This is a genomic window from Hungatella hominis (assembly GCF_014288005.1).
GTDB classification, from domain to species: Bacteria; Bacillota; Clostridia; order Lachnospirales; family Lachnospiraceae; genus Hungatella; species Hungatella effluvii.
In genome coordinates this window covers 1-22,037 of sequence record NZ_JACOPB010000017.1, presented here as the reverse complement: position 1 = coordinate 22,037, position 22,037 = coordinate 1, and the positions used below count along the sequence as shown (strand labels likewise).

Here is a 22,037-nt window from a genome sequence, read left to right as displayed (position 1 = left end):
ATAAAAACTCTTATATAAAGATCATCAGACATTGCTTCAGCGTCTCGTCAAATACATTTATTACTAAAATCAGCCCTCATCCACCGATCACTCTGCTGCATCCCAGATCTGCGGACCCGTCTACTCATCAATACTATAGTTCGGAGCCTCTTTCGTAATATGAATATCATGCGGGTGACTTTCCTTCAGGGATGCTGCGGTAATCTTTACAAATTTAGCTGTTTCCTGAAGTGTCTTAATATCAGAAGCACCACAATAGCCCATTCCTGCTCTGAGTCCGCCCAGCATCTGGAATACGGTATCTTCGACGAGACCTTTGTATGCAACACGGCCTTCCACGCCTTCCGGAACCAGTTTTTTGGCATCAGACTGGAAGTAACGGTCCTTGCTTCCGTTCTCCATGGCTGCAATAGAGCCCATGCCGCGATATACCTTATACTTTCTTCCCTGATACAGTTCAAATGTTCCCGGGCTCTCATCGCATCCGGCAAACATACTCCCCATCATGCAGACATTACCGCCCGCTGCGATAGCCTTTGTTAAATCTCCGGAATACTTGATACCACCATCTGCGATAACCGGAATTCCATATTCTTTCGCTACCGCATAGCAATCCATAACCGCTGTGATCTGCGGCACACCGATACCGGCAACCACACGGGTTGTACAGATAGAACCAGGTCCGATACCGACCTTAATAGCATCTGCACCGGCCTCAATCAGGGCCCTTGCCGCGTCTCCGGTCGCTATGTTTCCAGCGATAACCGGAAGATCCGGGTATGCTTCCTTAATCATGCGTACACAGTTTAAAACGTTGGCGGAATGGCCATGAGCGGAATCCAGGACAATCACATCGACCTTGGAAGCGACCAAAGCGGCCACACGATCCAGAACATTAGCAGTAATTCCGATAGCAGCACCACACAGAAGTCTTCCCTGGCTGTCTTTTGCAGACAACGGATATTTGATCTGCTTTTCAATATCCTTAATTGTAATGAGTCCCTTTAAATTAAAATCATCATCAACGATCGGAAGCTTTTCTACTCTCGCCTTGGCAAGAATCTTCTTCGCTTCTGTCATGGTAATGCCTTCCTTCGCCGTCACCAGATTTTTGGAAGTCATACATTCTTTAATCTTGCGGGAAAAATCTTCCTCAAATTTTAAATCACGGTTGGTAATGATACCGACCAGCTTTTTACCTTCTGTAATCGGCACACCAGAAATACGGAACTTCGCCATCAGCTCGTCCGCATCCTTTAATGTATGTTCTGGGGAAAGATAAAATGGATCCGTAATGACGCCATTCTCCGACCTCTTTACCTTATCAACCTCATCTGCCTGCGCCTGAATCGACATGTTCTTGTGGATAATACCGATACCTCCCTGTCTTGCCATGGCAATTGCCATACGGTGCTCGGTAACCGTATCCATACCAGCACTCATCAGGGGAATGTTCAGCTTGATGGTTTTCGTGAGGCAGGTCGTCAAATCAACCTGATTGGGGATTACTTCTGAATAAGCTGGAACTAAAAGTACGTCGTCAAAAGTAATGCCGTCGCCAATAATTGTACCCATTAATTTTTCCTCTCTTTCTTGTCCTTTTTATTAATGTAACTAATATATTTTTGCTTGTTAGTTACATAGTTTAACAAATTTTGCGTCACTTGTCAACGGACAATTTCAATCTGTTTTCCGTGTGTGAAAGACATAATTTCCAGCGTATTTAATATATTCATTGCGGCTTATAAATGTACATAATCTTCCTGTCCGAATGCGCATAATCATTAAGCGGGCAATGCATAAGTATGTAAACAAATGCACTGCCCGCAATCAAAATTTATCGTTTAGTGATGCCATTCCCGATTCGATACGGCTGACTAATTTCCGGAGGGAGAACTGTCTGAATCAGTCTTCTTCTGTTTCCAGATATAGAAAATAAGAACCAACAGAAATGAGAGACTTTGAGCAATTGTAATTCGCACAAACATCAATTCATCAGCGCCAGTATAGGAAGTAACGTGTAAAATATTTACGATTGTATTATTGACAAAATGATCCCCCATAGCCATGTAAAGTGAGCCGGTCAATTTTGTTATCATAGCCGCTTTAAAACCAACAAGACCGCTTGTGATTACCAACATGAAAATGTTGGCCGCCATCCCTCCCATGCTGCTCAGACCGTCATAATAATTGCGAATCGGGCCTATGACATGCCACGCACCGAATAAAATGGAACAAATAATTGCCGCTGCAATAAATCTGTATTTTTGTTGAAGAATTTTTTGAAAAAGTCCTCGATATACGCCTTCCTCCATCAGTACATTAACGATGTTACCAACTATACAAATAAGGAAGAACAGGATACCGGTCTGATTTCCTATATTTTTATCCACAGCATAGCTGCTGACATAAAATTGAAGGGACTGGAAATTTCCCTGCGAAACTGCAATCAGGATTTCCGCCCCATATGCGGCCGCAAACACAGAAATACCAAACAGTAAACCGAAAGTAAAATTTTTGAATATACCTTTACGCTTAAATCCAATATACTCGAAATCAGTAGATAGCATTTTTATTGCAATCCAGAGAATTATGATGCCAGCAATCTTATGTATAATCGCTTCTCCCAATAAGGTCTGATCTGTACGAATGATAAAATATTCTATCATTCGAAAGATAAAACACAGTATGTAAATTGCGAGCACCGATAACAAGGGACTTCTTAGTTTTTTCATGTACAGCTCCTTCTGTCGTTCGACTTTGGATTTATTTAGCCGTCTCACCTGATTTTAAAACGATATGTTTCTTATACTTTATATGTTAATATGGAGCCTGTCAAGCGGTCTTTCTAACGCTTGGTTTGTATTTATGAAATTACAGGAGATGCTGTTAACACATTCGATCTATATTTCATCCCCCTTATTTACATATCAGTAAATGTTAACACGTAATAACATTTTATTATTTATCATTTGTATCTGATTTATTTAGAAATCTCCTGTTATTGTATATTGCTGGTCTTTATTTTATGCCTTTAAGATCCAAATTAAAAATAGAAGCTTATAATCAAAAATGCAGCCTATTTCGGCACATTTGCTGAAGTAAGCTGCATTCATTTATTTACTGTTTTCTTTTCTAATTATAGTAAGCTCTGTTGTATAACTGATATTCTCTTCAAAATCTACTAATTTCTCGTATCTTATGATATAGATCACATATTTACTGCTCTTTTCAGCTTCTTTACATCATCTTCCAGTATGCTGACTCGAATTCTTGTCATTTCGATACTTCCCGCTACTCTTATCGCCTCATCCAGTTTTCTGTTCAGAATGAAATGTGATTCTGCAATAAGAGCAATACTCGGGCGGATTTCATTTTCAATGGTAAAACGAATCCCCTTCACATTTTCATTTAACTGTTCCATCTTAGCATCAATTCTGCCTTCCATGGTGTTCATATTATTTCTCAGGTCTATGATATCAGTCTTTACCACGGTCATATCGTACTTTAATTCTACGATATCAGTCTTTACCACGGTCATATCGCTCTTTAATTCTACGATATCGCTCTTTACCACAGCCATATCACTTTTCAGCTCTGCTACATCACTCTTTAACTCCACGATATCGCTCTTTACCTCAGCCATATTGCTCTTCAGCTCTGCTACGTCACTCTTTAACTCCACGATATCGCTCTTTACCTCAGCCATATCGCTCTTCAGCTCTGCTACATCGCCTTTTAATTCCACGATATCGCGCTTTACCTCAGCCATATTGCTCTTCAGCTCTGCTACGTCACTCTTTAACTCCACGATATCACTCTTTACCTCAGCCATATCACTCTTCAGCTCTGCTACGTCACTCTTTAACTCCACGATATCGCTCTTTACCTCAGCCATATCGCTCTTCAGCTCTGCTACATCGCCTTTTAATTCCACGATATCGCCCTTCATCACAGCCATATCATTTTTCATCACAATTACATTATCATTTATACTCTGAACATTTCCACAGAGTAAATCCAACTTTTCATCTATTGTCATTTCACTCCTCCTGTATTTAGTTTTTACGTCTCTCAGATGTTTTTATTATACTGTAAAAGCTTTGCCATTACAAGACTTTTTCTCAATCATTCATACACATCACCAACTCTCCTGAAGCTAAACATAGGATTTTTTTGCGGAAACCGCATTGAAACAAAGAATTTTAGAATTTCACAGGCAAGAAAATGCTGTGGAACTTGTTTTCTATCTTACTATATTCGAATCACACCTGTCAAGCATCGATGTTAGGTTTTACAAAAATTCCTATAAAAATCGTAACAGTTCACTCCCCACCAATCCAGCCGTTTTAGCTTCACCCCTCCCCCATTCCCAAAGAGCACAAAAAAGGCCAAACACACGCCGCGTCCTAATACGCATCATGTATCTGTCCTTTTCCTTTTACCCTTATAAAACTTATCCTGAAACAAATCCTCAAACGACGTTCAAGGCATCTCCTTAAACGCGGTCCACGATCTTTCGTGGAGCCGTCATCTTCATGCAGTGAAGAAGCTTATCGTTCGGCTCGAAAATAATCTTCACGGATTCACTGCCGGACTGGCTGATCAATGTAAATGTCTTGGCGTCCGGGGTGTGGGAAGAGAAATCCAAAACCTTCATATTATTTCTCTCGTGATCTTTCGCTTCCGTGGAACCGGTAGGCGCGACGATCTGAATCTCATCCATGGAACCTTCCCAGGCCTTTTTTCTCTTGGTCCTTCCGTAAATCCGGTCGATTGTCAACTGATTGCCTACATAAAGGTACTCAAATTCAACTTCGCTGTTGCGGAAGACAAAGTAGGCTGCCGCTGCTGCCGCAAAGAGAACCAGGATTCCGAAAATTCCGAGCAGCGGGGATACAGCAATAAAGAATGCCACCACACATACCAGAACCATCAATACCTTGACAAGCATCATATAAGCTGGTGCTTTTCGTTTTACGAGCCATTCTGCATACATTTCATTCATAGACTGATGTCCTTTCTTCTGTGAAGGGAGATGATATAGTTCACGGTCCACATCACCCGGAGGTTTTTTGTTTCACAGGATGAACTCTCCTATGAGACAAAATAAAGAGGATCTGCAATGCAAGCACTGCAAACCCTCTTTTCATTACGCATGCGTCGCTTTTGCTTCCGTTATTACATCATATCCATTCCGCCTGGAGCCGGAGCTGCAGGTGTTTTTTCTTTTATATTAGCAACAACTGATTCAGTTGTCAATAAGGTAGATGCAACACTGTTCGCATTCTGTAACGCGCTTCTTGTAACCTTGGTCGGATCTAAGATACCGGCCTCGATCATATCAACATATTCTTCCTTATAAGCATCAAAGCCTGTGCCAGCCGGTGCCTCTTTTACTTTGCTGATAATAACGGCGCCTTCCAGACCTGCGTTTGCCACAATGTGGTATAACGGAGCCTCCAAAGCCTTTAAGATAATCTTAGCACCTGTCTTTTCTTCACCTTCCAGACTGTCAATCACCTTCTGAACGTCCTTCATAGCATGGATATAAGCGGAACCGCCGCCGGCGATAACGCCCTCTTCTACGGCCGCTCTTGCCGCGGATAAAGCATCTTCCATACGAAGCTTTGCTTCCTTCATTTCAGTCTCAGTAGCCGCGCCTACGCGGATAACAGCGACACCACCGGATAACTTCGCAAGTCTTTCCTGTAATTTTTCTTTATCAAAATCAGATGTGGTCTCTTCGATCTGCCCCTTGATCTGGCCGATTCTTGCTTCGATCTCATCTTTGCTGCCTTCGCCGTCTACGATGATCGTATTTTCCTTCTGAACTTTAACGGATTTAGCGCGTCCAAGCATATCCATTGTGGTGCTCTTTAATTCATAGCCTAATTCTTCAGAAATTACCTTGCCGCCTGTTAAGATAGCGATATCCTGAAGCATCTCTTTTCTTCTGTCGCCGTAGCCAGGAGCCTTAACAGCTACTACATTAAAGGTACCTCTTAATTTGTTTACAATTAAAGTGGTCAGGGCCTCACCCTCGATATCCTCTGCAATGATTAAGAGTCTTGCGCCGGACTGTACAACCTGCTCTAACAAAGGAAGGATCTCCTGAATGTTGGAAATCTTCTTATCTGTAATGAGGATATACGGATCGTCTAAGTTGGCTTCCATCTTCTCCATGTCGGTGCACATATAAGCGGAAACGTATCCTCTGTCAAACTGCATACCTTCTACTAAGTCTAACTCAGTCTTCATGGTCTTGGATTCTTCAATGGTAATGACACCGTTGTTGGAAACCTTCTCCATCGCATCGGCTACCATCTCGCCGACACCGTCATCTGCTGCAGAGATTGCCGCTACTCTGGCGATGGAAGCTTTGCCCTTGATCGGCTCGCTCATCTTTGCGATTGCATCTACCGCTGCCTCAGTGGCTTTTCTCATACCCTTTCTTAATTCAATCGGGTTAGCGCCTGCAGCCACGTTCTTCATGCCTTCATTGATCATCGCCTGAGCCAGTACCGTCGCTGTAGTGGTACCATCACCTGCTACGTCGTTGGTCTTTGTCGCTACTTCTTTCACAAGCTGTGCGCCCATGTTCTCATATGGATCTTCCAGCTCGATCTCTTTTGCAATGGTCACACCATCGTTGGTGATCAGCGGAGCGCCAAAGGATTTGTCAAGAACAACGTTTCTTCCTTTCGGTCCCAATGTTACACGAACTGTGTCTGCTAACTGATTTACGCCGGCTTCCAGTGCTTTTCTGGCGTCTACACCATATTTAATCTGCTTTGCCATGATTTCATTCCTCCAGTTTCTTTCTATCTATCGTTTTTGTTATGATTTCGGTATTGCCTTAGGGATACGGTTTATTCGATCACAGCCAGGATATCGTTCTGCTTTACGATAACCAGCTTGTCATTTTCGCTTTCGCCTTCCACTTCGGTTCCTGAATACTTGGAAAAGATTACTTTATCGCCGACCTTTACCTGCATGGTTACTTCCTTGCCATCAACCAAGCCGCCTGGTCCAACTGCGATTACTTCCGCCTGCTGCGGTTTTTCTTTTGCCTGACCCGGTAAAACGATACCGGATTTCGTCGTTTCCTCTGCAACCAATGGTTTTAATACTACCCTGTCAAATAATGGTACTAATTTCATTGCAATTCCTCCTCATACTGTTTCTATTGATTCTTTCTTTTTGTTTCGCAATGGAAACTTCTTTTATTCACATACTAAGTTATATCACTCATTATTAGCACTGTCAATAGTTGAGTGCTAATTTTATATTTTTTTTACAATTTCATTCCATAACTGAGAGCATTTTCCCGTTCCTACATAGTTTATAGAAATTTTCTTATTATATACCTTTATTTTTTTCTTTATAAGTATTACAATAAGAATCAAATGAAAGGAGTGTTTCACATGGCAAAAAAGGGTAATGGTTTTGGGAAGTTAGTGGCTTTCGCCACCATCGCGGGTGCCGTTGCGGCCGGTATCTCTTATTTTACGAAATATAAATCTTTCCATAAAGAACTGGAAGAAGATTTTCATGATTTTGAAGATGACGGGAATGATGACATTTCCAAGATTGACAGCACAATGAACAGGAACTACGTATCCCTTCACGCAGACAAAGATGAATTCAAGGTAGCCGCCGCCGATATGGCCGACGCAGCCAAGGATGCAGCTTCTGCCGCGAAGAACCTCGTGAAAGACGCAGCCAGCATCGTGAACAGTACGGCCAGGGAAGCCGCTTCCGCAGTTGCCGATACTGCCAAGGATATGCTTGATTCCGCTATGGACCGTTCAGAGGACGACGAGGAAGAAGAAGATATTACCGAAGACGGCGGGCTCGACTACGCAGCCGGCGCCACAGAAGGGTTCAAAGAAGAACCGGAGCAGGCCGCAGATACAGAAGATAAACAAGCAGACTCAGAAGAAGTCGAAGAGATATATGAGGGAACCGGAGATGCACTGAAGAAATTTGCCGCAGAGGAATCCACTACCATTGTGGAAGACACGGCAGACGAACCATAATGAATTAGAATCAGCCAACCGGTAATCAGACGGCGCAGAGTGGTATTCCATTCTGCGCCATTAAATTTACATTTTAAGTTTACATTTTAGGATTACAATTTAAGTTTACATTTTAAAGTTTACATATTAATAAGAAAGAGTCCCGAAAAGTGAATGCCGCTCTCACGATTCCATTTCCAGGCACACGCCTTCACTCTTCGGAACTCTTTTTGTCTGTTATTCCCGCACAAAAATCGGGGAAACCCAGGCGGTGTCTCCATTTCTCAAGTGTACCCGAAGCCGGTAGCAGCTTCCCGCCTCCAGTGTCACCTTCTTTTCATACTTCATCGTATACGCCTCTTCCGGCACTGCCTGACGAATTCTGGTCTTATAGGCGTTGTGCCAGTAGAAATCATCGCGGTAGTGTTCCACATTTCCAAAGACCTCTGCGGCCAAATCCATGCTCTCCTGATACTGGGCGAGAATTCTCGAGGATTTCATCAATTCCTTAAGCGTAAAGCGGTAGACGTAGCGGTCCACCTTCAGCACGATCTCGTCCTCCGGCTTTCCCTCCACTTCAAACACAAAGCCTTCCTTCACGACCGTACTTGGTCCCATCCAGTGGCCTGTAGTGGTGCTCATATAGGTAGTCATATGGAATTCACAGGATTTCTCCGTCACATTGCAAAGCTCCTGACCAAAGCTGTTAAAGCATTTCTGCACCGAGCAGAGACGGCCCGGAACCTCCAGAGACCCATCCCATGTTTTCGTCAGACGGTCCTTATAAAACTTGGGATTCGGCCCCCAGCCAAACTCCACTGCAAACTTATAATTTCTTACTCCGGTATACTCAGTCTCTTCCCAGGTTCCCGCATGAACCGCCATGGTATCCAGAACATTGTCCCGAAGGATCTCTACCCGGTCAATGGCGTCCGCCGCCTCAATGGCAAATGCAAGCGTTCCCTCTCCCGGCTTCACCACAGACCCCATCGGGCTTCCGTTTATGGTAAAATCAATATCCATACGGCTTCTGCTGACGCCATATACCCGGCGGTTTAACAGGCCTTCCCAGATCGCCTCCTTTGAGCCGTCCGCTGCCAGCACGCACATGGTTCCATGATCGTGAACTGCCGGTACATTGTGGTTGTCTCCAGAGGCAATCATGCCGACCAGATACCCCTTCTCGATACCCCTCTCATAGCAGGTCTCTCCGGTTCTCGGCCCCATGTGGAGATGGCGCTCCATATCAAAAGGGCCTGTATCATTTTCACTGCAGCCATGGCTGGAATATATCTCAGCAAAGGGAGAGAAAGCTTCCCGGTGCGTCTCCCAGTTTTTTCCCCTGCTGCCCAGCTGGTAGGCCACGTGGTGGGGGATGGCTATCGCCGACCTGTCCTTATACGCCTGGTAGAGTTCCTCGTACCGCATGGGATGGAGCATCGGCTGATCATTATCCAAAAAGAACACATTATGGTCTCCGTCCTCTCCGGAGCCCTGCCACTCATAGCCCATAAACATCGGATAACCGGCTTCGTTTTGCTGTTTTACCGCATCGCGAAGCTGTTCCCAGTCCTGTTCGATCTGTTCCCTGTCATATAAATCCTCCAGGCCTGCCCCTGTTTCGGTACGCTTCATATAAAAGGGATAGTAGGCAACCGGCCAGAAATCAACAGTCTTTTTTGCGTGTTCAATCCATTGGTTCAGCTCTCCCATCTGATTATGATGAATATTGCTGTGTAAATCCGTCCATAGTTTTTTGTAATGCATAGTGGTTCCTTTCCTTACTTCTCCGTATTTTCTCCGTATTTTTTCAGAAATTCTGCTTCCATGCTCCGCTGCTTTTTGTCGTTCTTCTTTAAAAGCCAGATCAGAACAAAGGTCAGAATAATAAACGCCAGACAGATTGGGCGTTTTAAGAATATGGTCCAGGAGCCGTCTGAAAGGACCAGGGAATTTCTTAAGTTGGCCTCTGCGATGGGGCCAAGAACGATTCCGAGAATAATCGGAACGGGAGGCAGCTCCACCTTCTGCATGAAATAAGCGATACAGCCGAAAATCAGCATGACCCTCACGTCAAAGGAAGAATTCGCCAGTGAAAATGCTCCCGTACAGCAGATAACAACCAGAAGCGCCGTTAAAAGCTCCTGCGGAATGTGTGTGATTTTTACGAACAGGGGAAGCAGATATTTTCCCTGTAAAAACATCACAATCTGAGAAATCACACATCCGATCAAAATGGCATAAACGACCGGACCCGAAGTGGAAAACAGCTTCGGACCAACCACCAGCCCATGCATGGTGAATGCGCCCAACAGCGTGGCCGCCACCGCATCTCCCGGAATTCCCAGTGTAAGCAGCGGAATCAGCGTGGCCGCGGTCGCCCCATTGTTGGCGGACTCCGGCGCAGCGATTCCCTTTAATTCTCCCTCACCGAACTTCTCGCCCGGTTTCGCGCAGCGTTTGGCCTCGTTATAAGCGATATAGGAGGCGATCGCCCCGCCTGTGCCCGGAATGGCTCCGATAAACGCTCCGATCGCGGAGGATTTCAGCATGGTGGGAACGGTACTCTTTAATTCGCCGAGCGTCAGGCGGTCCGAGGGATCTGCCTTCTTCAGCTCTGTCCCCGCTTCCTCCTCTTCCGTGCCGTTTACACGGCTGATCATCTGTGCAATCGCGTAAACGCCCAGTAAAACCGCCAGCATTTTGATTCCGTTATACATCTGAAGACTACCGAAGGTAAAACGGGTAACGCCGCTGACAGCATCAATTCCCACCGTGGCGATCAGTACGCCGAAGGCCCCGCTGATCACTCCCTTTAAAATGCTCCGTCCGCTGACTGAGGCGATTACGGACAGCCCGAACACCGCCAGGGCAAAATACTCCGGGGCTCCGAAATAGACGGCGATCTTGCTGATCTGGGGTGCGAAAAACAGGAGGCACAACGCACTTACCAGTCCGCCAAAGGTGGACGCCGCCAGGGCCATGTCCAGGGCCTTCCTGGTCTTTCCCTTTTTCGACAGGGGATATCCGTCCAGCAGGGTGGCTGCCGCTGCGTTCGTTCCCGGCGTATTGATCAGAATCGCCGTTATGGAGCCTCCGAAATTCGAGCCAAAAAAGATGGCAGTCAGCATCAGCAGGGCTGGAACACTGCCTAATTTAAACGTAAATGGAATCAGAACGGTAATGGCCAGATTGCCATTCAGCCCTGGTATGGAGCCGAAAATGATTCCGATAAAAATCCCCAGGTTTACAAATACAAAGTTCTCCAGAGTAAACAGCTGGGGCAGTGCCTGAAATATAATTTCCTTCATTTGCGGCCTCCTACTTCAGTCTCACGTGAAGTACCTGCGTAAACAGCAGATACAGGACGAAAACCGTGATAATTACGATCATATAATACAGCTGCTTTTTACTCTTTGTAAAAAGCAGGGTTGCGGCTCCCAGGAATATGGAAGCCACAATAAAGCTGTATTCAAACAGGATCACATAGATCCCAAACACCGCCATGTAAAGGAACGCCTTGCCTTCTTTTGCCAGATCCAGTTCCCGGACCGTGTCCTTCTTTAAAATAAGGCTCTGGACGATCAGCGCCGCGCCGCATACGATAAACAGAATGGCTGCTCCACCGGGAACGGCCCTGGAAGTCAGGCTGTTTCCTGACGAATATTCTGTACCTATCTGAGCCGGAATCAGCCAGAGGACTGCCAGGCCGAAGATCACGCTTACGATTCCGGCCCACAGATTTGTCCTGTACTTCACTTTCATATCGCTTTCTCCCTGCCTTATTAGTGATAATATTTTTCGTAGATTTCCTGACACATGTTAGCGGAATCCTCAATCATGGCACGGACGGTCTCGCCGTCGGCAATATCCGGGACGTATTTTGCGCTCTCGGCCAGTTTCTTACATTCCTCGGTTTCCGTATAGGCCTGAATCATGTCATGAATCTGATCCAGAGCCGCCTGGTCCGCTCCCTTTTTCGCCATCAGGAAGTTGCAGGATTTGAACTGAATATCATATCCCAAATCCACGACGGACGGAACGGTAAAACCTTCGAATCCTTCATAGGCGTCCGCTGAAAATACCACGATGGGAACGGCCGTTCCCTCTTCGATAAACTGCTGACAGGCGCTGGCATTGCCGATGGCGCAGACTACGTCACCGGAGGTCAGGGCCAGCATATCCTTATTCGTTCCGTCCGATGTTACAGCCTCCGCGTTTAAGCCCGCTTCTCCGAACAGCGCAGTGCCCAGCATATGAGTCGTTCCTCCAGGTGTATTGGAGCCGAACAGAATCCGCTCCTTCTCTCCATAGGCCTTCAGTTCCTCCCAGTTATGGATGCCGCTCTTTTCCGGGTTCACACAGAGTACAAAATCCTCAGATACCATGCCGGATACAATGGCGAAATCGTCAAGGCTGACCTTAATATCCTGATTAAAGAGAGGCGCCAGTGTAAAGAGCGCGATTCCAGACGTCATCAGCTCGCAGGGATCTGCGTCCTTGGCAAGAAGATCATTGGCTGCAATGGCACCGGACGCTCCGGTCAGATTATTAATCATAACCGTCGTTCCCGTGCTCTGCTGAATTCCCTGTCCCAAAATCCTCGTGATCGTGTCCATGGTTCCCCCTGCTGCATTGGGAACACGGATCGTAATGTCATGGTCCGGCTTCCAGCTGCCGGCCGGCACGGCGGCGCTGTCGGCGGCTCCACTCTCATTGTCCTTGGACACACTCTCATTGGATGCTTCCTCTTTGGCGGCCTCCTTCTGTGTCTCAGACGGATTCTTCGCTCCGCTCTGGCTGGCGCATCCCATAACCGACGCCGCCATAACTCCCGCAAGTACCAATGCCATCAAATTTCTTCTTTTCATTTGCTGCCTCTCCTTTTCATATAATTTCATTTTGAAATTAATTAGTTAAATTTTTAAGACACACCCCGTTGTCTTTTTATCATTATATCACATCTCTATATTATTTCAATATGAAATTATATTTTTTTATTAAGTTTAGACAATAATCTCCAGAGCCCGTTCCACAGACAGTCTGGCAATGCTATCCTCAATGCGGACATTTTTCGTCTCTCTCACCATCCAGCAGTTGTCGGCAATCTCCTCCGTAAAGGCCAGTTCCTTCGTCTTCTGCTTCAAACGCTCCAGAATCCCATCGACACTCTCGAACAGATCACCATACAACACAAGCGTTCCGGGGTTCACAACCAGAAGAATCTGATTGATTCCAACCGCCAGCTTGTCGATGACATCCGTCAGGACTGCAGCCGCGGCCGTCTCGCCCTCATTAGCCTGCCTGCAGATCTCCGGCAGTTCCAGCCGTTTCCCGCTGGCTTCAAAGTACGCCTCTTCCATGGCCGGCTTTGACACATACGATTCCAAATGTCCTCTTTTTCCGCAGGCGCACCGTCTTCCTCCGCTCTCCACGAGGATGTGGGCGAACTTACCTGCCATGCTGTTCTCGCCGTCGATCACCTGGCCATTGCAGATAATGCTGCCTCCGACGCCGTCGGAAATGTAAAGATACACCAGATTCCGGTTGGTACCGCTCAAGTCCAGATACTGCCCTTTTAAGTCGGCAATCACGTTGTTTTCCACGAGAATCTCACAGTCATACCGCGCTCCCATGTATTCCTTTACATGGATCTCCTCTCCTGAGTCGGGTGAATAGATTACGCTTCCCTTTCCTTCGTTTACCGTTCCGCGGGAGGCAATACCAATGGCAAGAAGGTGTTTCTTCTCAATGCCTGCAGTCTCTAAGCAGTCCTGGACGGCATGTTCCATCAGACTTAAGAGCTGATCCCCCTTCGTTTTCCCTAAAAGCCTTATCTCACCGGAATGCACCGGCTCTCCTCCCAGGTTCCTGATACAGTAGTAAAGCCTCGATCTGCTTAAATTCATTCCGACGCTGTAATAGGCATTCTTTTTGACACAGAGCATAACCGGCCTGCGTCCCATATGGGTCTGTTCAGTGCCTTCCTCACATATAAGCCCCTCCCGCAGCAGCTCCTCCACTACCCGCGTGACGGACGGCGCAGAAAGGCCCAGGCGCTTCTCCAGCTGTTTTCTGGAAATGCCTTCATGATTTAAAATTTCGCGAAATATGCGAACCCTGTTTCTGGATTTCATCTGAGATTTACCGGTGTTTTCAATGCGAAGCATAGGACAAGCCTCCTTTCCTGACTAAAGTACTCCCCGGAGCACTATCACTATCATACTCGATATTCCTGTTTCCGGCAAGCAAAAAGGATGGTATAGTATCCGTATCAATTTACAGAAATGGGGAAGATTTATGTTGACTACAATTAGAAATTCAGAATTGACCGCGGTGATTGACAGCGCAGGAGCACAGCTTGTTTCTTTAAAAGACCGCAGAGGGAAAGAATACATCTGGCAGCGGGATCCGCGCTTCTGGGACCGCTGTTCTCCGCTCCTCTTTCCCGTGGTTGGAGGCTGCCGGGATAACCGGATCGTGATAGACGGAAGCGAATACAGCCTGCCAAAGCACGGTTTCTGCAAGGATATGGAGTTTCAGAGGACCACACGGACTAACTGCAGCGTGTCCTTCCTTCTTCAGGACAGTGAATACACAAAAACCATGTATCCCTGGTCCTTCTGCCTGTCGCTGACTTATGAGCTGCAGTATGAGAGCCTTCTCCTGAAATACCGGGTCGCCAACAAGGACTCCTCTGCCCTGTATTACTGCATCGGAGCCCATCCTGGCTTCTGCTGTCCTATAGAGGAAGACGCTGTCTTCGAGGATTACAGTCTTTTATTTGAGAAAGAGGAGTCCACTTATGCCATGCCCTTTGACCGTTTCCTGGGAGAATATCTCTCCGGCGCAATCGGATACGAACTGCATGGCCGTATCATTCCCCTTTCCAGGGAACTCTTCCAGGACAATGCCCTCTATTTTCCCGAAATCGCCTCACGCCGTGTCTCTCTCGTCCATCGGGAAAGCGGCCGTGGCGTCGAGGTTTCCTATCCGGACTTTGAGACGATTGCATTTTGGACCGTGTACCCGGACAGGGCGCCGTTTCTCTGCATCGAGCCCTGGAACGGTTCCGGAGCCCGCACAGGAGAAGGGGACGAGCTGATTCATAAAAATCATGTCCGAAGACTGGAACCAGGCGCCTCCCACGACCTCTCCATGGCAGTAAGGCCTCTTATTTCTCGTACAGAAACTCTTCCGGAAGTGTTACCTTAAAATCCTTTGCCAGATCCCTAAAATTCTGCGGGGTAATCGTCCGAAGCTTGTCGGGGCGGATGGAGAGCACCTTCACGAGAATTTCGGCAGACTTCTCCACAGTATGCATCAGGCCGAAGGTCAGATCAAAATCTTCGCCGGAGGCAAACAGGCCGTGGTGAGCCCATACGGCAACGTCATACTTCTTCATCAGTTCGCTGGTAGCCACGGCGATGTCGCGTCCGCCCGGAACCATCCAGCCTACTACGCCGACGCCATCCGGAAATACGACCGGACACTCGGTAGCCATTTCCCATAATTCTCTCGTAAATACCTTGTCTTCCAGCGGAAGAACGAAGGTCAGGGCGATGACATTGGTCGGATGCGCATGGTAAATAACGCGGTGCTTTCCATTAGTAACTTCTTTCTTCACTTCATGGTTCATCAGATGGGATGGGAGCTCGCTGGTTGGGCGTCCGCCATTCACCAGGCCCCAGCAGATGCGGTAGTTCTCTCCCGCCTCATCTACCTCGATGATGCAGCTGTTGGCCGCCGGATCAAGGATTACATTGCGGAAGTATTTTCCGCTTCCCGTTACCATAAAATACTCGCCGGCCAGCTTCGGAACGCTGGTTCCGATCGGCTGCCATGGATTCGTGTCTGTTAATTCTTCCTTCACGGATTCCACTTCTTCCGGTTTGATGCGGTAGCTCAAGTTGCCGCCGTTTCTTTCATGCCAGTTCTGTTTGAAACCGTCGTCACAGAGACGGATAAAGCCTTTTACAAATTCTGCTTCTGTTACTTTCATTTTATATACACCTGTTCTTTCTGTTTTTATTTAACTTCTCTTTGCCAGAACGTCGGCCTCATACCTCTTTACTTCCTCAAACCACGCTTCCTTAACCGGGGCGCCGTTCTGCTCGCAGAAGTAATCCCATACATCGCCTAACGGATAGGTCTTCATTTCCTCGGAAAGCATCATTAATTCCGTAAACTGCCTGTTGTTCTGAAGTTCCGCCATCCTGGCGTTCGGAAGAAGCAATGCGTTTAACAGCGCTTTCTGCATATTGCGCATGCCTACAACCCAGGCACTGATGCGGTTGATGCTGGCATCAAAGAAATCGAGGGCCAGTAAGACGCGGTCTGCGCCGCCGCGGATGATTTCCCCCGCGATCGCTCTCGTCTCATCGTCAAATAAGACTACATGGTCGCTGTCCCAGCGCACCGGTCTCGTCACGTGAAGAGCCACCTTGTCAAAGAACAGAAGCATGGAAGAAATCTTGTCGGAAACAACCTCTGTCGGGTGATAGTGACCGCTGTCCAGCAGGCATAAAATATCATTCTTGGAAGCGTAATTCATATAGAACTCATGGGAACCGACCGTGCAGCTTTCCATACCAATTCCGAACACCTTGGACTCAACCGCCACAAACACGCTGGACTTGTCGTAATCGATGGAAAGGATCTGATCCAGGGAATCCTTCAGTCTCGCTCTCGGAGCCGTACGGTCCGCCGGAATGTCCTTGAATCCGTCGGGAATCCAGATATTCATGGTACATGGCGTCCCCAGCTCCTTTGCAAAATACTCGGAAATGCGGATGCATGCCTTCACATGGTCGATCCAGAATTTGCGGATCTCTAAAACTTCACTGGATAATGTGGCATTTTCCGCCTTCGCGTGGGAGAATAAGGTCGGGTTAAAGTCGATTCCGAGGCCCCTTTCCTTTGCAAATTCCACCCATTTTGCAAAATGCTTCGGCTCCAGCTTGTCTCTGTCTGCCCATTCACCCTCTTCAAATACGGCATAGCTTGCATGAAGGTTGATTCTGTGTGTTCCCGGAATCAGGCTGAGCGCCTCGTCCATATCGGCCATCAGCTCTTCCGGTGTTCTTGCGCGTCCCGGGTAGTTTCCGGTCGCCTGAATCCCGCCGGAAAGTGCGCCTGCCCCGTCAAATCCAATTACATCGTCTCCCTGCCAGCAGTGCATGGAAACCGGAATATTTTTCAGGGCCTCCAGGGCGGCGTCCGTATCCACACCGACTGCACGGTAAATTTCCTTTGCGGCTTCATATCTCTCTTTTACTGTCATGATATCATTCTCCTCTTTCTGATTTTATCTGTACCGCCGGTCAGTCCAGATGGAATACCGGCTTTAAATCCACACTAACCGGGCTGTTGTCCGGGTTTGTATCCATGATATCAGCCATATAATCCCACCATTTGCGGTTGATGGCCGTGTCTGCTGATTTCGCCCATTTGCCTTCGTCTTCAATCTCGATATAGCCATAGAGCACATTCGTCTCGCTGTCCAGAAAAATAGAATAGTTATGGCCGCCATACTCATGGATCATGTCCTTCATCTCCGGCCATAAAAGGTTGTGCCGCCTCTCATACTCTTCGGCCATGCCTTCATACAGATGCATTTTAAATGATTTATGTATCATCCTCGTTCCTCCGTTATACATATGTGCTGATCTCAAATGAATGGTATACGGCCGCTCTCGCTTCCGCAAGTCCCTGGAATTCTCCGGCTCTGATCATCTGAGCCAGAAGATTGCCGATGGCGGTTGCCTCGCCCGGACCCGCGTATACCGTTTTCCCCGTGGCCTTTGCAGTCAGCTGGTTTAAATACTCTGCGTTGGAACCGCCTCCCACAATATTCACAGCCTGATACGTTCTGCCTGTGATGGCTTCCAGTTCCTCCACCGTCTCCTTGTAACACTGAGCCAGGCTGTTGTAGATAACCGCCGCCAGCGCACCGGCCGTCTCCGGTACTTCCTGGCCGGCTTCTCTTAAATACGCGTTTACCGCTTCCGTCATGCTCTTCGGCGCGAGAAATACGTCGTCGTTGCAGGGCACAATGGACTTTATGGTCTCATGGGACGCCATGCGGCAAAGTTCAGCGAAAGAATATTCTTCTCCGGCCGCGGCTAGCTCCTTTTTTACAGACTGAATCATCCACAGGCCCATGATGTTCTTCAAATAACGGAAACGATACTCGTAACCGCCTTCGTTTGTCAGATTAGCCTTCCGGCTTTCTGCAGAACAGTCAGCCTCGCTTAACTCGGTACCCATCAGGGACCAGGTGCCGGAACTGATGTATAACAGACCATCCGTATCATGTGTTTTTTCAGTCTCATGGCCTTTTCTTTCCCCGTTCTCCGGAACCGGGACTGCCATAACCGCAGAGCCTGTGTCATGGGTCGCAGGAAGAACCACCTTGCAGTTAAAGCCGACCTCGTCCTGCACGGCTTTCGTCAGCGTCCCTACCACGGTTCCCGGCATGGACAGCTCGGTAAACAGTTTTTCAGGATATCCGAGCTGACGAATCAGCTCATAGTCCCACGTCTTCGTCACCGGACTGACCAGCTGGGTGGTCGTCGCGTTGGTATATTCCTGTCTCTTCACGCCGGTCAGCATGTAATGGAAGTAATCCGGGATCATCAGCAGGGACTCCGCGCCGGAAAGTGCCTCCGGCTGTTCCTCTTTCACCGCCATCAGCTGATAGATGGTGTTGAATATCTGCTTCTGGATTCCGGTCCTTTCATACAGGGCCTCCTGAGAAATGACTTCGTATACTTTTTCGTCCATGCCCTTCGTCCTGTCATCCCGGTAGCCGACCGCGTCTCCCAGCCTCCGTCCGTCTCTGTCCAGCAGGACAAAATCCACCGCCCAGGTATCGATTCCCATACTGCACGGAATCTTTCCCAGCGCCGCACACTGCTTCATTCCCATCTTGATCTCGTGAAACAGGGATTCCACATCCCAGCAGAGATGGCCGTTTCTCTTCTCCATGCCGTTTTCAAAACGGTAGATCTCTTCCAGGCTGATTGTTCCGTCCTTCACTGTGCCGAGGATATGGCGGCCGCTGGAGGCGCCGATGTCCACTGCAAGGTAATAGTTCTCCATTTGTATCACCCTCCGATATTTTCTAATCATATTTTATCGAATTATCAGGCAGAAAAAAAGGTCTCGGTTTATTAAAAAATGTGTCCTTATTTGCAGTCTTGTGCTATACTGCATGTATAAATATCTGTCTGCGGACCGTTACTGTCCGCAGGCCCTTCGATGGGAGGCCGTCATGGCATTAAAACAGAAACGGGAACAGACTATTTTTCAAAAACAGCTGGAAAAAGCGGCAACCAGAAATATTGTTTTCCTGGTTTTCATCGGATGCCTGTTTTTTTCAGCCGCCATTTTCGGGATTAACTATTTAAACACCAGGTTTAATGTGCAGGAACACATTGAATTTTTGACCAGCACCTTTCAAACGGCTTATTACGCCACGGATTCCTACTTAAACGACACGGAAAATGACTCCGTTTTTACGCGGTGCATCGAGGATGGGACGGATGGCAGCGAGGTACATTACTCCTTAAGCAAGTACAATGTAGACAGCCCGATCCGCCTGAACTTAATTCTGGCAGACCGGGACCGGAATATCGTCTATACCAGCTACGGCGCCGATGATATGAACCTGCACCGGATCGCATTTAACGGCATTGTCTGTGACAACGCAGCCGAAAATGGCCCGGACCTCTATCACACCGTCTACTATTTTACCGGGGACACCTCGGAATACGTCTTCTCCAAGCCCCTTTACCGCAGCGGCGAACTTATCGGGTTTGTGGGCGCCTATTTAAACGGCCATGACTGGGCCCGGCTGTTTTCCGATTATCAGTACGACAACATCATCACCACCGCAAACGGGGATATCATCTTCTGCTCCCGCGAGGGATTTCTGCCGGAGCGGAATACCAATAAATTCAGAAATGAATCACAGGAGCGCATGGTCTTCCTTCACGGAAACCGGTATCTGCTTTCGTCCCATTTTATGAAGGACGAGGGCGTGTTTCTCTATTCCTTTATCTATTACCCGAAAAATGTGCTCTATCTTACCATCGGTATCCTGACCATCGTGTTTCTGGGCGTGATCTGGTTTATCATGACCTTGAGGCTCTCCAAACTCATGGCGGAAAAGAATGCCCGGTCGGTCGGCATGCTGGCCGATGAGATGAGAATCATACGCCACGGCGACAGCGGCCATGTGATCGAAATCCATACCGGAGATGAATTCGAGGAGATCGCCAGCCAGATCAACCGTATGGTTAAGAGCATCAACGATCTGAACACGCGCAACACCGATTTAATCCGTTTAAACAGCATGATCGAGATCAGCAACCTACAGACCCAGATCAATCCTCATTTTATCTATAACACACTGGACACCATCAAGTACCTGATCATGTCGGAGCCCGATAAAGCCGCTCACCTCATCGAGAAATTCACGCATATTCTGCGCTACAGCATCAATAACACGAAGCAGGATGTCATATTGCTTGAGGATATGCGATACATAGAAGACTACCTCTATATCCAGCGTACCCGGTTCGGAGACCGTTTTCTCTGCGAGACCGCCCTCACGGACGAGTGCATGAGATACCGTGTTCCGAAGCTGCTTTTACAGCCCCTCATCGAGAACAGCATTAAATACGGTTTTAAGAAGAAGATGGAAATCCGTGTCGCCATACGCGGATGGTGTGAGGAAGACTACCTCTGTCTGAGCGTCGAGGACGACGGCCCAGGCGTTCCCCGCTCCACGCTGGAGACCCTGCGGGCCATGTTAAAATCGGAAGAATTGAAAACCGAGCACAACGGCCTCCAGAATCTGGCCCGGCGCATTGTGCTGGAATACGGGGACAACAGCGAGATGACCATAGACAGCCGGGAAGGGGAATATTTCCGGGTGGATATCAGATTAAAAAATAAGGAGAAGAAACCTTGTACAGTGTAATATTGGTAGAGGATGAGGACATCATCCGAAGAGGAATCAAAAACTCCGTACCGTGGGAGGAATTTAACTGCAGTGTCGTCGGGGAGGCACGAAACGGGGAAGAGGGCGGCGCTCTGATCGCAGAGAGGAACCCGGACATCGTCATAACCGATATCAACATGCCGGTAGAGGACGGACTCCAGATGATCGCCAGGACGAAATGTGCCTATGATTACGTCGCCATCATCCTGACCGGCTACTCCGACTTTGAGTATGCCAGGGAAGCCATCCGAAACGGCGTCTCCTACTACGTTTTAAAACCCCTGGATATGGAGGAAATGAAGGAAGCGCTGGAACGGGCTGCCCTGGAACTGAAAAACATCGGAATTCTCCGCCGGGAGATGGAGGACCGGGAAAAGCTGAAGCATTCCGTTCTGATACCGGAGCCGGACTCCATGGGCGGCATGGACCCGGTTGCCTCTCAGATTCTCGATTTCATCGCCAGAAACTACGATCAGAAGATCGCGCTGGCCGACTTAGAAGAAGAGCTGCATTACTCGGAGCGCTATTTAAACCAGCGGTTTCAGAAGGCGTTAGGCACCACCGTAATCGAGTATCTGAACCGGTACCGCATCCAGAAGGCCCTGGCCATGCTGAGGGACGAGGGGAATGCCATTTCCGATATCGGATGGAAATGCGGGATCGGGGACTATAAGTACTTCAGCTACGTCTTCAAGAAATACATGGGTTGTTCCCCAAAAGAATACCGTACAAAGATTATATAAAGGCTTTTAAACTTGTACACAGCGGATAAATACGAAAATACCGAACAAATCTCACTGATGTGTTCGGTATTTTTGCTGTTTGTTCGGAAATTCAGGTATTATGTTTTATGCATATTCACTAAAATAGAGATACAAACAACAATTGAAGTCCAGCTAAGAAATGTCAAGAGGTGATGTGAAAAAAGTTGATATTTTTATTATCCTAAAAAAGGGTAACTTAAATAAGCCTAGCTACATGGAGATTTTAAAATTAGATGTCCAATT

Annotated in this window: 19 protein-coding genes; 4 read left to right on the top strand and 15 right to left on the bottom strand. The window is 47.6% G+C overall.

What is annotated here, in order from left to right; genetic code table 11:
• Positions 1-120: 120 nt before the first annotated feature.
• The 6 genes from guaB to H8S75_RS25545 form a co-directional block, all read right to left on the bottom strand.
• A complete protein-coding gene (guaB, locus tag H8S75_RS25570) occupies positions 121-1,575 on the bottom strand; it encodes an IMP dehydrogenase (RefSeq protein WP_187023938.1) in 1,455 nt (484 codons plus the stop codon).
• A 302-nt stretch (positions 1,576-1,877) separates the two neighbouring features.
• Positions 1,878-2,735 (bottom strand): CPBP family intramembrane glutamic endopeptidase, encoded by an 858-nt coding sequence (locus H8S75_RS25565; protein WP_187023937.1) that lies wholly within the window; start codon positions 2,733-2,735, stop codon positions 1,878-1,880.
• 476 nt (positions 2,736-3,211) lie between these two features.
• Entirely contained in the window at positions 3,212-4,042 is an 831-nt protein-coding gene (locus tag H8S75_RS25560; RefSeq protein WP_187023936.1) for a hypothetical protein, read from the bottom strand.
• Between the two features lie 456 nt (positions 4,043-4,498).
• On the bottom strand, positions 4,499-5,008 hold the full coding sequence (locus tag H8S75_RS25555; protein WP_187023935.1) for a DUF6106 family protein: 510 nt from the start codon (positions 5,006-5,008) through the stop codon (positions 4,499-4,501).
• Between the two features lie 173 nt (positions 5,009-5,181).
• Positions 5,182-6,801 carry a chaperonin GroEL gene (gene groL / locus H8S75_RS25550; RefSeq protein ID WP_187023934.1) on the bottom strand — a complete coding sequence of 540 codons (1,620 nt, stop codon included), beginning with the start codon at positions 6,799-6,801 and terminating at the stop codon, positions 5,182-5,184.
• 71 nt (positions 6,802-6,872) lie between these two features.
• Positions 6,873-7,163 (bottom strand): co-chaperone GroES, encoded by a 291-nt coding sequence (locus H8S75_RS25545; protein ID WP_055653743.1) that lies wholly within the window; start codon positions 7,161-7,163, stop codon positions 6,873-6,875.
• Between the two features lie 264 nt (positions 7,164-7,427).
• On the opposite strand from H8S75_RS25545, the gene H8S75_RS25540 reads away from it, so the two are divergent.
• Complete coding sequence (locus H8S75_RS25540; RefSeq protein ID WP_187023933.1) at positions 7,428-8,042, top strand: hypothetical protein; 615 nt, start codon at positions 7,428-7,430, stop codon at positions 8,040-8,042.
• A 216-nt stretch (positions 8,043-8,258) separates the two neighbouring features.
• On the opposite strand, the gene H8S75_RS25535 is transcribed toward H8S75_RS25540, so the two are convergent.
• From H8S75_RS25535 to H8S75_RS25515, 5 genes are all read right to left on the bottom strand, one after another.
• On the bottom strand, positions 8,259-9,788 hold the full coding sequence (locus H8S75_RS25535; RefSeq protein ID WP_187023932.1) for a hypothetical protein: 1,530 nt from the start codon (positions 9,786-9,788) through the stop codon (positions 8,259-8,261).
• A gap of 14 nt (positions 9,789-9,802) precedes the next feature.
• Positions 9,803-11,332, bottom strand: a complete 1,530-nt coding sequence (locus tag H8S75_RS25530; RefSeq protein ID WP_187023931.1) for a tripartite tricarboxylate transporter permease — start codon at positions 11,330-11,332, stop codon at positions 9,803-9,805.
• A gap of 10 nt (positions 11,333-11,342) precedes the next feature.
• The gene (locus tag H8S75_RS25525; protein ID WP_187023930.1) at positions 11,343-11,786 is read right to left on the bottom strand and encodes a tripartite tricarboxylate transporter TctB family protein; all 444 of its coding nucleotides are present in this window, start codon (positions 11,784-11,786) and stop codon (positions 11,343-11,345) included.
• A gap of 20 nt (positions 11,787-11,806) precedes the next feature.
• Positions 11,807-12,892 carry a tripartite tricarboxylate transporter substrate binding protein gene (locus H8S75_RS25520; RefSeq protein WP_187023929.1) on the bottom strand — a complete coding sequence of 362 codons (1,086 nt, stop codon included), beginning with the start codon at positions 12,890-12,892 and terminating at the stop codon, positions 11,807-11,809.
• Between the two features lie 135 nt (positions 12,893-13,027).
• Positions 13,028-14,191 (bottom strand): ROK family transcriptional regulator, encoded by a 1,164-nt coding sequence (locus H8S75_RS25515; protein ID WP_187023928.1) that lies wholly within the window; start codon positions 14,189-14,191, stop codon positions 13,028-13,030.
• A 130-nt stretch (positions 14,192-14,321) separates the two neighbouring features.
• Here H8S75_RS25515 and H8S75_RS25510 point away from each other — a divergent pair, with 130 nt between their 5' ends.
• Positions 14,322-15,236 carry an aldose 1-epimerase family protein gene (locus H8S75_RS25510; RefSeq protein ID WP_187023927.1) on the top strand — a complete coding sequence of 305 codons (915 nt, stop codon included), beginning with the start codon at positions 14,322-14,324 and terminating at the stop codon, positions 15,234-15,236.
• Here the strand turns inward: H8S75_RS25510 and rhaD are convergent.
• From rhaD to rhaB, 4 genes are read right to left on the bottom strand one after another with little or no spacing between them, the layout of a single operon-like run.
• Positions 15,196-16,023 (bottom strand): rhamnulose-1-phosphate aldolase, encoded by an 828-nt coding sequence (gene rhaD, locus H8S75_RS25505; RefSeq protein WP_187023926.1) that lies wholly within the window; start codon positions 16,021-16,023, stop codon positions 15,196-15,198. The genes H8S75_RS25510 and rhaD overlap by 41 nt on opposite strands.
• Before the next feature lie 30 nt (positions 16,024-16,053).
• The gene (locus H8S75_RS25500; protein WP_055653753.1) at positions 16,054-17,304 is read right to left on the bottom strand and encodes an L-rhamnose isomerase; all 1,251 of its coding nucleotides are present in this window, start codon (positions 17,302-17,304) and stop codon (positions 16,054-16,056) included.
• A 40-nt stretch (positions 17,305-17,344) separates the two neighbouring features.
• Positions 17,345-17,659, bottom strand: coding sequence for an L-rhamnose mutarotase (rhaM, locus tag H8S75_RS25495; RefSeq protein ID WP_187023925.1), 315 nt, complete (start codon positions 17,657-17,659; stop codon positions 17,345-17,347).
• 13 nt (positions 17,660-17,672) lie between these two features.
• A complete protein-coding gene (rhaB, locus tag H8S75_RS25490) occupies positions 17,673-19,124 on the bottom strand; it encodes a rhamnulokinase (protein WP_187023924.1) in 1,452 nt (483 codons plus the stop codon).
• Between the two features lie 172 nt (positions 19,125-19,296).
• Here rhaB and H8S75_RS25485 point away from each other — a divergent pair, with 172 nt between their 5' ends.
• The gene (locus tag H8S75_RS25485; protein WP_187023923.1) at positions 19,297-21,009 is read left to right on the top strand and encodes a sensor histidine kinase; all 1,713 of its coding nucleotides are present in this window, start codon (positions 19,297-19,299) and stop codon (positions 21,007-21,009) included.
• Positions 20,997-21,773 (top strand): response regulator transcription factor, encoded by a 777-nt coding sequence (locus tag H8S75_RS25480; protein ID WP_055653760.1) that lies wholly within the window; start codon positions 20,997-20,999, stop codon positions 21,771-21,773. Before H8S75_RS25485 ends, H8S75_RS25480 begins: the two co-directional genes overlap by 13 nt.
• Positions 21,774-22,037 lie beyond the last annotated feature (264 nt).

What these genes read in the sequence shown, in the direction of transcription:
- guaB (WP_187023938.1), bottom strand. Translation starts at nt 1,575, where the DNA reads ATGGGTACAATTATTGGCGACGGCATTACTTTTGACGACGTACTTTTA.
- H8S75_RS25565 (WP_187023937.1), bottom strand. Translation starts at nt 2,735, where the DNA reads ATGAAAAAACTAAGAAGTCCCTTGTTATCGGTGCTCGCAATTTACATA.
- H8S75_RS25560 (WP_187023936.1), bottom strand. Translation starts at nt 4,042, where the DNA reads ATGACAATAGATGAAAAGTTGGATTTACTCTGTGGAAATGTTCAGAGT.
- H8S75_RS25555 (WP_187023935.1), bottom strand. Translation starts at nt 5,008, where the DNA reads ATGAATGAAATGTATGCAGAATGGCTCGTAAAACGAAAAGCACCAGCT.
- groL (WP_187023934.1), bottom strand. Translation starts at nt 6,801, where the DNA reads ATGGCAAAGCAGATTAAATATGGTGTAGACGCCAGAAAAGCACTGGAA.
- H8S75_RS25545 (WP_055653743.1), bottom strand. Translation starts at nt 7,163, where the DNA reads ATGAAATTAGTACCATTATTTGACAGGGTAGTATTAAAACCATTGGTT.
- H8S75_RS25540 (WP_187023933.1), top strand. Translation starts at nt 7,428, where the DNA reads ATGGCAAAAAAGGGTAATGGTTTTGGGAAGTTAGTGGCTTTCGCCACC.
- H8S75_RS25535 (WP_187023932.1), bottom strand. Translation starts at nt 9,788, where the DNA reads ATGCATTACAAAAAACTATGGACGGATTTACACAGCAATATTCATCAT.
- H8S75_RS25530 (WP_187023931.1), bottom strand. Translation starts at nt 11,332, where the DNA reads ATGAAGGAAATTATATTTCAGGCACTGCCCCAGCTGTTTACTCTGGAG.
- H8S75_RS25525 (WP_187023930.1), bottom strand. Translation starts at nt 11,786, where the DNA reads ATGAAAGTGAAGTACAGGACAAATCTGTGGGCCGGAATCGTAAGCGTG.
- H8S75_RS25520 (WP_187023929.1), bottom strand. Translation starts at nt 12,892, where the DNA reads ATGAAAAGAAGAAATTTGATGGCATTGGTACTTGCGGGAGTTATGGCG.
- H8S75_RS25515 (WP_187023928.1), bottom strand. Translation starts at nt 14,191, where the DNA reads ATGCTTCGCATTGAAAACACCGGTAAATCTCAGATGAAATCCAGAAAC.
- H8S75_RS25510 (WP_187023927.1), top strand. Translation starts at nt 14,322, where the DNA reads ATGTTGACTACAATTAGAAATTCAGAATTGACCGCGGTGATTGACAGC.
- rhaD (WP_187023926.1), bottom strand. Translation starts at nt 16,023, where the DNA reads ATGAAAGTAACAGAAGCAGAATTTGTAAAAGGCTTTATCCGTCTCTGT.
- H8S75_RS25500 (WP_055653753.1), bottom strand. Translation starts at nt 17,304, where the DNA reads ATGACAGTAAAAGAGAGATATGAAGCCGCAAAGGAAATTTACCGTGCA.
- rhaM (WP_187023925.1), bottom strand. Translation starts at nt 17,659, where the DNA reads ATGATACATAAATCATTTAAAATGCATCTGTATGAAGGCATGGCCGAA.
- rhaB (WP_187023924.1), bottom strand. Translation starts at nt 19,124, where the DNA reads ATGGAGAACTATTACCTTGCAGTGGACATCGGCGCCTCCAGCGGCCGC.
- H8S75_RS25485 (WP_187023923.1), top strand. Translation starts at nt 19,297, where the DNA reads ATGGCATTAAAACAGAAACGGGAACAGACTATTTTTCAAAAACAGCTG.